Annotated in this window: 10 protein-coding genes; 6 read left to right on the plus strand and 4 right to left on the minus strand. The window is 41.1% G+C overall.

Annotated elements, in window-relative coordinates; genetic code table 11:
- Positions 1-576: 576 nt before the first annotated feature.
- Positions 577-1014: a YueI family protein gene (locus ACI3K6_RS15735; RefSeq protein ID WP_435555552.1), complete on the plus strand. Its 438-nt coding sequence runs from the start codon at positions 577-579 to the stop codon at positions 1012-1014.
- 383 nt (positions 1015-1397) lie between these two features.
- On the opposite strand, the gene ACI3K6_RS15740 is transcribed toward ACI3K6_RS15735, so the two are convergent.
- Positions 1398-1850, minus strand: coding sequence for an OsmC family protein (locus ACI3K6_RS15740; protein ID WP_435555553.1), 453 nt, complete (start codon positions 1848-1850; stop codon positions 1398-1400).
- Positions 1851-1922: 72 nt separating this feature from the next.
- On the opposite strand from ACI3K6_RS15740, the gene ACI3K6_RS15745 reads away from it, so the two are divergent.
- Positions 1923-2408, plus strand: coding sequence for a VanZ family protein (locus ACI3K6_RS15745; RefSeq protein WP_435555554.1), 486 nt, complete (start codon positions 1923-1925; stop codon positions 2406-2408).
- Here ACI3K6_RS15745 and ACI3K6_RS15750 read toward each other — a convergent pair.
- Entirely contained in the window at positions 2400-3056 is a 657-nt protein-coding gene (locus ACI3K6_RS15750; protein ID WP_435555555.1) for a lysozyme family protein, read from the minus strand. The two genes, ACI3K6_RS15745 and ACI3K6_RS15750, sit on opposite strands and share 9 nt — an antisense overlap.
- A gap of 183 nt (positions 3057-3239) precedes the next feature.
- Between ACI3K6_RS15750 and gatC the strand changes: the two genes are divergently transcribed.
- The 3 genes from gatC to gatB are packed head-to-tail and all read left to right on the plus strand — an operon-like array spanning position 3240 to position 6448.
- Entirely contained in the window at positions 3240-3533 is a 294-nt protein-coding gene (gatC, locus tag ACI3K6_RS15755) for an Asp-tRNA(Asn)/Glu-tRNA(Gln) amidotransferase subunit GatC (RefSeq protein WP_335476897.1), read from the plus strand.
- 16 nt (positions 3534-3549) lie between these two features.
- Positions 3550-5007, plus strand: coding sequence for an Asp-tRNA(Asn)/Glu-tRNA(Gln) amidotransferase subunit GatA (gene gatA / locus ACI3K6_RS15760; RefSeq protein ID WP_435555556.1), 1458 nt, complete (start codon positions 3550-3552; stop codon positions 5005-5007).
- Positions 5008-5020: 13 nt separating this feature from the next.
- The gene (gene gatB, locus ACI3K6_RS15765) at positions 5021-6448 is read left to right on the plus strand and encodes an Asp-tRNA(Asn)/Glu-tRNA(Gln) amidotransferase subunit GatB (RefSeq protein WP_435555557.1); all 1428 of its coding nucleotides are present in this window, start codon (positions 5021-5023) and stop codon (positions 6446-6448) included.
- Positions 6449-6553: 105 nt separating this feature from the next.
- Here gatB and ACI3K6_RS15770 read toward each other — a convergent pair whose 3' ends face one another.
- Together ACI3K6_RS15770 and ACI3K6_RS15775 are read right to left on the minus strand one after the other, a co-directional pair.
- On the minus strand, positions 6554-7522 hold the full coding sequence (locus ACI3K6_RS15770; protein WP_435555558.1) for an NAD(P)-dependent alcohol dehydrogenase: 969 nt from the start codon (positions 7520-7522) through the stop codon (positions 6554-6556).
- A 181-nt stretch (positions 7523-7703) separates the two neighbouring features.
- Positions 7704-8282, minus strand: a complete 579-nt coding sequence (locus tag ACI3K6_RS15775) for a Crp/Fnr family transcriptional regulator (RefSeq protein ID WP_435555559.1) — start codon at positions 8280-8282, stop codon at positions 7704-7706.
- A 374-nt stretch (positions 8283-8656) separates the two neighbouring features.
- On the opposite strand from ACI3K6_RS15775, the gene ACI3K6_RS15780 reads away from it, so the two are divergent.
- Positions 8657-9175, plus strand: coding sequence for a methylated-DNA--[protein]-cysteine S-methyltransferase (locus ACI3K6_RS15780; protein WP_435555560.1), 519 nt, complete (start codon positions 8657-8659; stop codon positions 9173-9175).
- Positions 9176-10130: the final 955 nt, after the last annotated feature.

Consider the following 10130-nt stretch of genomic DNA (forward strand, 5'->3'; position numbering starts at 1 on the left):
AAACTTCAAAAAGAGGTCGTCAATAGGGCACCTTGGCGACGAAGAGGAAGGGAGTTAAAAAAAGAGGTCGTCAATAGGGCACCTTGGAGACGAAGGGCAAGGGAAACTTCAAAAAGAGGTCGTCAATAGGGCACCTTGGCGACGAAGAGGAAGGGAGTTAAAAAAAGAGGTCGTCAATAGGGCACCTTGGAGACGAAGGGCAAGGGAAACTTCAAAAAGAGGTCGCCAATAGGGCACCTTGGAGACGATGGGCAAGGGAAATTGCAAAAAGGGGTCGTCAATAGGGCACCTTGGAGACGAAGGGCAAGGGAAACTTCAAAAAGAGGTCGCCAATAGGGCACCTTGGCGACGAAGAGGAAGGGAATCCTCAAAAAGAGGTCATCAATAAAGCATCTTGACGACAGTACCAAAGGAATAATGCCTCAAACGGTTGCTAATTGGCCCCCCTTGAAGCCTGAACCATAAACATTTTTCCAAAAGTGTCATCAATAGAATGCCCTAAAAATTTGGAAAGGAACCAATCTTCATGTACTATCATAGGTAATAAGTAGTTCTGGTTAATGGAGTTGATTTCTTTTGAACAAGCAAACTGTTGATGAGATCCTGCAGCAAGGTATATCCGGCCCACTTGAAACCAAACCGGAAGAGCGCCGGAAATACTTAGGATCCCTACGAGAGCGAATTATCGTCGCCCTTACAAAAAATCAGGTGGCAGAATCAAAGGTATATCCTCAAGTTGAACAATTGATGAAAGAGTACCCTGAAGCCCATTTGTTTTTAAACGGAAATATGGGGTATGAACAATACTCGAAGTATATAAAATTAGCCTCTAAACGGAAAATCAGCCATACTATTGTCACGAATAAAGAACACAACACTGACATCGGATTAGTGCTAGCCATGGACCATGCCATTGACAAAGAGGATATTTATATCACAAATACCCCGATCACTATTCCGGAAGTTAATAAGAGTCAAGGATGGTTTCATAAGCTTTTTAAAAGAAAAAAATAGCAATAAGCCCATAGTGATTCAAGAATCTATGGGCTTTTGTTATGGGGTTCATTTTAACGCAGGTTCGCAGGGGATTGTGGGAAATCTTCGTTATGAAGGGTTCATAAAGCCCGCGGTGGAAAGAAAAATAAAGCAAGGTTGTTATGAAGGGTTCATAAAGCCCGCAGTGGTAAGAAAAATAAAGCAGAGGTCGTTATGAAAGGTTCATAAAGCCCGCCCTGGTTAAAAAATCGAAGTAAAGGTCGTTATGAAAGAATCATAAAGCCGACCGATGTGAAGAATTGATCCAAAGGCCGTTATAAAAATGCTCATAACGACCGTGCAGGCAAAAGATCTTAACCCAAAGGTCGTTATAAAGTACACCTCATAAAAGTTAATCCACACTAACCTACAGCTACTTCCACTGTGGCCTCAAGGTCAATTTCCACATTTCCCTTTACGGCCCGGCTGATCATACATGAGGTTTCTGCCTTCTTCGCAAGCCGAAGCGCCAATTCCCGATCCTTATCAGATGCCCCAGACCGCAACACAACACGCGGTCGATGAATGATCTTTTTATAAGTAATAACCCCTTTTGTAACTTCGACAATCCCTTCCGATTCCATCGTGAGGGTTTCTTTTTCAAGCCCGCTCCGCTCCATCATCGCCGCCAACGTAATTATATAGCAGGTTGCAGCAGCACCTAGCAGCATTTCATCCGGGTTCGTTCCCACACCCGGACCATCCATTTCTGGCGGGATCGAAACTTGTGTCTGTAAATTTCCCACTTCTATGTCACCAACATCATTTCGCAACCCTGGCCAGTTTGCCTTTAAATGAAATACATGTTCTGCCACGATAAAATCCCCCTTTAAACTCAAAAGTATGGTATCTTTACATTGATATGTAAAAAATGGAGCAGTGACTGAATGAGAAAATGGAGTATGTTTTTAATTCTTTGTATGTATCTTGCTATTCTGACCAAGTTAATCTTGTTTAAATATATCCCACTTTCCGAGATTATTCATCATTTTAACTTTACATACAATGAATACCACTGGCGGTCCAATAATTTTGTGCCTTTCAAAACCATTTATTTTTATCTCTATCTGGCAGATGTCAATGTATCGATTCGAATGGAAAATTTAATAGGGAATGTTATTGGTTTTGTGCCATTTGGCTTCATTTTGCCTTTTCTTTCAAAAAACTTCCAAAGGCTTAGTGCAGTGGCCGTTGCTACTTTTTGCTTAAGTTTGACATATGAAATGCTGCAGTTAATCTTTGAGTTTGGCAGTTTTGATGTAGACGATTTAATCTTAAACACTGTTGGAGGAATATTAGGATACCTACCTTATAAAATTACAAATCTTTTTTATCCATTTTCAAAAAAGAAACCGGCAGATTCACTAAAATGATCCACCAGTTTGATTGCCATCCCCATTCACAGGGATGCTGTCAGATAATAATTGTAGATTGTGGCTGACCTTCGTGCTATAGGTAAAATCACCATAACAATAAGGGTAGCGGAAGTTTTTCTTATCACCTCCGCAATTATATAGGGTTGGGTTTTCTTGGGCTCTTAAAAGAGAATATTGCTTCGCCAGTTCTTCGTTGTGTCTTCCGCCATGTTGTGCTACAAAATCAATATAGCCTCTGCCCATGTTGTAGGCCTGAATAATCGTAGGGAAATCTACTTTTTTCGAATTGCCGTATGAAAGAACTTGCTGAAAATGCTTTACCCCAGCTTCAATACTTTGCTTCGGATCTTGAATGGAGTTCCGCGTAAGGCCTATTGATTCGGAAGCTTGCATAGGGTCTCCACCTTGTCCGTGACTTTCCTGCTGCATCACGGCTATTAGAACGTCGGTGTGCTCTTGCAGATTATATTTGGTTAATTCATCATATAACAGAGTTCTATATTTTTTTACACCCGCAAATGGGTCCATTTTTTCAAGGGGAGCAGGCTTTTGCGGTTGAAAATAATGTTGAAACATCGCTAATGCACAAAAGGTCAAAAACAGTACGAAAACCATATTACGTTTCTTTCGTCTGTGTTTTTTCATGATTAATTTCTCTCCTAAATGGGTCTCACAGACATTATAAAGGAAGATAATGAAAACTGTCAGGTAAAAAACTGCATGTAAACTATGGATAATTGTCTATACTGAAATGGTAATCATTGCGGTGAAGCGGAAAAGTTTGATATTATCATTATTATGAATATTCGACGAACGGAGGTCTTGGACATGTCACGAATTACAACGGAACAGGTTAAACACGTCGCTAATTTGGCGCGATTAGCCATCACCGATGAAGAAACTGAAAAATTCACAAAGCAGCTGGATGCCATTATCACATTTGCGGAGCAATTAAATGAGCTTGATACAGATCATGTGGCGCCAACATACCATGTACTGGATATGAAAAATGTATTGCGTGAGGATATTCCGCAGCAGGGATTGCCACGCGAGGAAGTTTTAAAAAATGCACCAGAGCATAAGGACGGCCAATTTAAGGTTCCGGCCATTTTAGGGGAGTAAGAGGAGGATTAGTAAGGTGAGTTTATTTGATCATAAAGTATCCGATCTCCATGAACTTTTACATAAGAAAGAACTAAAAGTATCAGATTTAGTGGATGAATCGTATAAACGTATTGCTCAAGTTGAAGACAAGGTCCAAGCTTTTCTGACATTAAACGAAGAGCAAGCAAGACAAACAGCAGAAATCATGGATGAAAAACTGCAATCAGATTCCGCAAAAGGCTTACTGTTTGGAATGCCGATTGGGGTAAAAGATAATATTGTCACTAAAGGCTTGCGAACCACTTGTGCCAGCAAGATCCTCGAAAACTTTGACCCTATTTATGATGCTACTGTAGTTCAGAAACTGCAACAGGCCGAAACTGTCACAATCGGAAAATTAAACATGGACGAGTTCGCCATGGGCTCCTCCAATGAAAATTCCGGATTCAAAAAAACACGTAACCCTTGGAATCTTGACCGGGTTCCGGGTGGTTCTTCAGGTGGTTCCGCTGCATCTGTTGCTGCAGGTGAAGTGCTATTTTCACTAGGATCTGATACTGGTGGTTCCATTCGCCAACCAGCTGCTTTTTGCGGTGTTGTAGGGATGAAACCCACCTATGGCCGTGTTTCCCGTTTTGGGTTAGTCGCATTTGCCTCTTCCTTGGATCAAATCGGGCCAATTACCAGAACAGTCGAAGACAATGCATTTCTTTTACAAGCTATTTCAGGACTTGACCCAATGGATTCAACATCTGCAAATGTGGATGTTCCAAATTTTGTAGGGGCCTTAACGGGCGATGTAAAAGGGTTAAAAATTGCTGTACCTAAAGAATACCTGGGCGAAGGGGTAAAGGAATCCGTTCGTCAGTCCGTATTAGCTGCATTAAAAGTGCTTGAGGGCCTTGGTGCTAAGTGGGAAGAAGTATCTCTTCCACATTCCAAATATGCACTTGCCGCTTATTATTTATTGTCATCATCAGAAGCATCGGCAAACCTTGCCCGTTTTGATGGAGTCCGTTACGGCTACCGTACACCAAATGCTGAAAACTTATTAGATCTTTATAAAAAGACAAGAGCAGAAGGCTTTGGCGATGAGGTGAAACGCCGGATTATGCTTGGAACCTTTGCTTTAAGCTCTGGTTATTATGATGCTTACTATAAAAAGGCACAAAAGGTTCGCACACTGATTAAACAAGACTTTGAGAATGTCTTTGAAAAATATGATGTCATTATTGGACCGACAACACCAACACCTGCCTTTAAAATTGGTGAAAACATTGACGACCCATTGACGATGTACGTGAATGATATTTTAACCATTCCGGTGAACCTTGCTGGGGTTCCGGGAATCTCTGTACCATGCGGTTTTGAAGCCGGATTGCCACTAGGGTTGCAAATTATCGGCAAGCACTTTGATGAAGCAACCGTCTATCGCGTGGCTCATGCATTCGAACAAGCAACAGATTATCATAAACAAAAGCCGGAATTGTAGGAGGTGACCATTCATGGAATTCGAAACAGTAATTGGACTTGAAGTTCACGTAGAATTAAAAACGGAATCAAAGATTTTCTCGGCCAGCCCAAACCATTTTGGAGCGGAACCGAATACTAATACAAGTGTAATCGACCTCGGTTATCCCGGAGTGTTGCCAGTTTTGAATAAAAAGGTAGTCGATTACGGGATGAAAGCGGCCATGGCACTGAATTGCCAAGTTGCAACAAACACGAAATTTGATCGAAAAAATTATTTTTACCCGGACAATCCAAAAGCTTATCAGATTTCTCAATTCGATCAACCAATTGGTGAGCACGGCTGGATTGAAATTGAGGTTAATGGCTACACGAAAAAGATTGGCATAACCAGAATTCATCTTGAAGAGGATGCCGGTAAACTGAACCATGAAAAAGGCTATTCTCTAGTGGATATTAACCGCCAAGGAACACCATTGATTGAAATTGTATCTGAGCCAGATATCCGTACCCCGGATGAAGCTTATGCATATTTAGAAAAATTAAAATCGATTATCCAATATACGGGTGTGTCTGATTGTAAAATGGAAGAAGGTTCTCTTCGCTGTGACGCCAACATCTCCATTCGTCCTGTAGGGCAAGAGGAATTTGGCACGAAAACAGAATTGAAAAACCTGAACTCTTTCAACTTTGTCCGCAAAGGACTGGAATACGAAGAAAAGCGTCAGCGTGAAGTTGTTTCAAATGGAGGAAAAATAGACCAGGAAACACGTCGCTTTGATGAAGCCACAGGTTCGACCATTCTGATGCGCGTAAAAGAAGGTTCAGATGATTACCGCTACTTCCCAGAACCGGATCTACTCGATCTTTTTATTGATGAAGATTGGAAGGCGCGGATTCGTGCAGAAATTCCTGAACTTCCAGATGAGCGGCAAAGACGGTATGTGGAGGAGCTTGGTCTGCCAGTTTATGATGCCAAGGTATTAACGGTTATCAAAGAAACAGCTGATTTCTTTGAAGCTACGGTTCATGCCGGTGCAGATGCGAAAATGGCCTCCAACTGGATTATGGGTGAAGTCTCCGGATATTTAAATGCCGAAGGAAAAGAACTTCATGATGTGCCACTAACTCCCGAAGGCTTAGCAGGCATGATTAAGCTGATTGAAAATGGCACGATTTCTTCAAAGATTGCTAAGACTGTTTTTAAAGAGCTCATTGAAAACGGCGGAGATGCTGAGAAAATTGTAAAAGAAAAAGGTCTTGTACAAATTTCTGATGAAGGAGCACTTCTAAAAATCATCACCGAGGTTCTTGATAACAATCCTAAATCGATTGAGGATTTCAAAGGCGGAAAAGCAAAAGCAACAGGATTCCTTGTTGGGCAGATAATGAAGCTGACAAAAGGACAGGCCAACCCGCAAATGGTCAACCAATTACTGCAGCAGGAGTTGCAGAAACGATAAGATAACCATGTGATAAAAACCATAAAAAAGCAATGCATATGAAATTCGCATTGCTTTTTTATATTGACCAATGCCAATTACATAAGCATGATTAAGGCTTTTAAATTATACCGTAATGACTACTTTGCCTTGAGCGTGGCCCTCTTGAAAATAGTTGAATGCTTCCGTGATTTCACTTAACCTAAAACGTTGATCAATGATGGGTTTTACTTGACCCGTCTCAAGCAATTCTTTTAAATCATCTAGGTCTTTTTGGTTTGCTCTTTGTAACAGATTACTTATTTTCTTGCTTCCTGTCATTGATATAAAAGGTCCAAGAAACAATGCCTGAAATAATTGGAATTCGGAACCTCCAACGTGAACAAAACGGCCATGTGGTTTTAGGACACGTTTATACGCTGAAATAGAATGAGAACCATTCACTCCAAGGATTAAGTCGTAACACTTCTCATCTTGGGTGAAATCCTCTTTTTTATAATCAATGATATGATCGGCTCCTATTGAACGCAATATCTCTACATTTCTTGTACTACATACACCAGTTACCTCTGCCCCAAGTGATTTAGCAATTTGCACAGCAAAAGTACCGACACCGCCAGATGCACCATTAATCAATACCTTTTGTCCTGATGTAAGCTTACCTTTATCCCGTAGCCCTTGTAAGGCAGTTACCCCTGCCATAGGCGCCGCAGCAGCTTCCTCGAAGGTTATATTGGTCGGCTTTAAGGATAAAGCGTCTTCGGGGACAGTTACATATTCAGCAAAACCGCCCCAGCCATAACCAGAGAGGTCTCCAAATACTTCATCACCCGCTTTAAATAGTTTAACGTTTTGACCAACTGCTTCAACGATGCCAGCTATGTCACCTCCAGGTATGGAGTATTTTGGTTTTGTTAGTCCAAAAGCGAAGCGAGCCAGGAAGGGTTTGCCTTGCAAAAGAACCAAGTTACCATAGTTCAAGGATGCTGCATAAACCCTTACCAATACTTGATTCTCGGTGGGGATGGGTTTCTTTATTTCTTTTAATTCAAGAACATCGGCTGAACCATACTTTTCACAAACTATTGCTCTCATACATAATCCCTCCAATTTCCCAATAAAAATCAAAAATCCCCTTGTTGATTTTTATTTAATCGTAACAAGGGTCTTATAACCTTTCATTGACTTAAGTTAATTTTTAAGAATTTTGTGGTCATGATGATTGGATGCTGCTTAATGGAGGGATGATTGCGAAATGTAGATGATCTTTATTTTGTTATTTCTTTATTCGCTTTTTAATTCGACTTAATGACTCAGGGGTAATTCCGAGATAAATTGCCAATTGATGCTGTGGTACACGGTCAACCAACTGAGGTTGTTTTCTTAAAATGGATTCGTATCGTTCCTCAGGAGAAGAATGAATATATTCCCCGAACTGTTCTTGTATTTCACTTAAGTTAATTTCTATCATTTTGCGAATCATAGTTTCCAGTTGTGGGTACTGGTTAAACATTGCTTTTTCAGAATCCACATCGCCAACAACTAACAGGCAATCCTCTACGCATACTAATGAATACTTTGATACATCATTTCCGTACTGTTCGTTGATAATTGGAATAGCTTGTTCTTCAGTAAAAAATTTTGATGTTACCTCCTTACCGTTTTCATCAATAAAAAACTGCCTGACACACCCATTTAAAACAAAATAGCATTTAATATCGGATCGTTCTCCTTGTTTAAGAAGGTATTTTCCCTTTTTATATTCAACAATTTGTAAACCGTCTGTAATGGCCAGCTGTTCTTCTTCACTGAGTGAAGTAAAATTAGTCATATATTTTGAGAGAATTTTATTCATTTTACCTTCCTTTCGAATAGATATTTCCTTTGAATATTTTAACATTTTCACCCAATTATTTTTCCGTTTTAGATAAAATTACTTAAGCATCTTTTTATTGATGTGTTGTTACAATAAGTAAAATAAAAGGTTTAGCTAGTTATCATCTCCGTTATTTACTGCGTTTTTTGTAGGGGAAATAATCGACATTCTTTTTCAACATTTCCCGGGAAAAAGTCTTTATTAAAAATAGGCTTGCACGATTTAATTAAACGTTTGATTAAACGACAATTTTTTTATGATTGATTTAGGAAAAATAGGAATTTTTAAGCATTCTCCTCGTTTTTAATTAAACGTTTGATTGGGGTCAAGGTATAATATTTTGTAGAGAGGTGATGGAGTTGGAGAACAGAAATTCAGCAATTTATTGGACTTTATTAATATATGATCATTGGAAATTGTATATGGCTGCCACGGAAAAAGGATTGTGCTTCATTAGCCCGCAAGATAGAACTTTTGAGGAACTAGCCGCATGGGCGGAAAAGCAATTTCCGGAACAGCCTCTTGTCCAGGAAGATGAAAAAATGCAGCCTTATGTGGCAGAACTGATTGAATACTTAAAAGGGGAGCGAACAAGCTTTACGATGCCATTGGAGTTTCGAGGCACCCCGTTTCAGGTTGCGGTTTGGAAGGCGCTTTGTGAGATACCATTTGGGGAGACAAGATCCTATTCGGATATTGCCGAGAGAATCCAAAAGCCAGCAGCAGTCCGCGCAGTCGGAGCGGCAATCGGAGCTAACCCAGTCTTAATCACGGTCCCGTGTCACCGGGTAATCGGAAAAAATGGCAAACTAACCGGCTTCCGGGGCGGGTTGGACATGAAAAAGCAATTGTTGGAGCTAGAAAAAAGATAAACTTCGGACAAGTAAGAGCCTCAAAAAACAAGGCTACGTCTGAAGATGAGCGAACTTCAGACAAGTCAGAGCCGAAAAAGCGGGGCTGTGTCTGAAGACGAGTGAACTTCAGATAAGTCAGAGTCAAAAAAGCGAGGCTGTGTCTGAAGCCGAGCGAACATCGGACAAGTCAGAGCCAAAAAAGCGAGGCTGTGTCTGAAGATGAGTGAACTTCAGACAAGTCAGAGTCAAAAAAGCGAGGCTATGTCTGAAGATGAGCAAACTTCGGACAAGCCAGAACCGAAAAAGCGAAGCTGTGTCTGAAGATGAGCGAACTTCAGACAAGTCAGAGCCAAAAAAGCGAGGCTGTGTCTGAAGCCGAGCGAGCTTCAGATAAGTCAGAGTCAAAAAAGCGAGGCTGTGTCTGAAGCCGAGCGAACATCGGACAAGTCAGAGCCAAAAAAGCGAGGCTGTGTCTGAAGACGAGTGAACATCGGACAAGTCAGAGTCAAAAAAGCGAGGCTGTGTCTGAAGATGAGCAAACTTCGGACAAGCCAGAACCGAAAAAGCGAAGCTGTGTCTGAAGATAAGCGAACTTCAGACAAGTCAGAGTCAAAAAAGCGAGGCTATGTCTGAAGACCATTGAACATCGGACAAGTCAGAGCCAAAAAAGCAAGGCTGTGTTTGAAGATGAGTGAACATCGGACAAGTCAAAGCCCAAAAAAGCGAGGCTTTGTCTGAAGATGAGCGAACATCGGACAAGCCAGAGCCCAAAAAAGCGAGGCTTTGTCTGAAGATGAGCAAACTTCGGACAAGCCAGAACCGAAAAAGCGAAGCTGTGTCTGAAGATGAGTGAACTTCAGACAAGTCAGAGTCAAAAAAGCGAGGCTGTGTCTGAAGCCGAGTGAACATCGGACAAGTCAGAGCCCAAAAAACTGAGGCTGTGTCTGAAGCCGAGCGAACATCGGACAAGTCA

Origin of the sequence: Neobacillus solisequens, from assembly GCF_051233465.1 — a bacterium.
GTDB lineage: Bacteria > Bacillota > Bacilli > Bacillales > Cytobacillaceae > Neobacillus.

Bases quoted from the DNA above. Each gene is read 5' to 3' on its own strand.
- ACI3K6_RS15745 (WP_435555554.1), top strand. From the start codon at position 1,923: ATGAGAAAATGGAGTATGTTTTTAATTCTTTGTATGTATCTTGCTATT.
- ACI3K6_RS15750 (WP_435555555.1), bottom strand. From the start codon at position 3,056: ATGAAAAAACACAGACGAAAGAAACGTAATATGGTTTTCGTACTGTTT.
- gatC (WP_335476897.1), top strand. From the start codon at position 3,240: ATGTCACGAATTACAACGGAACAGGTTAAACACGTCGCTAATTTGGCG.
- gatB (WP_435555557.1), top strand. From the start codon at position 5,021: ATGGAATTCGAAACAGTAATTGGACTTGAAGTTCACGTAGAATTAAAA.
- ACI3K6_RS15770 (WP_435555558.1), bottom strand. From the start codon at position 7,522: ATGAGAGCAATAGTTTGTGAAAAGTATGGTTCAGCCGATGTTCTTGAA.
- ACI3K6_RS15775 (WP_435555559.1), bottom strand. From the start codon at position 8,282: ATGAATAAAATTCTCTCAAAATATATGACTAATTTTACTTCACTCAGT.
- ACI3K6_RS15780 (WP_435555560.1), top strand. From the start codon at position 8,657: ATGGAGTTGGAGAACAGAAATTCAGCAATTTATTGGACTTTATTAATA.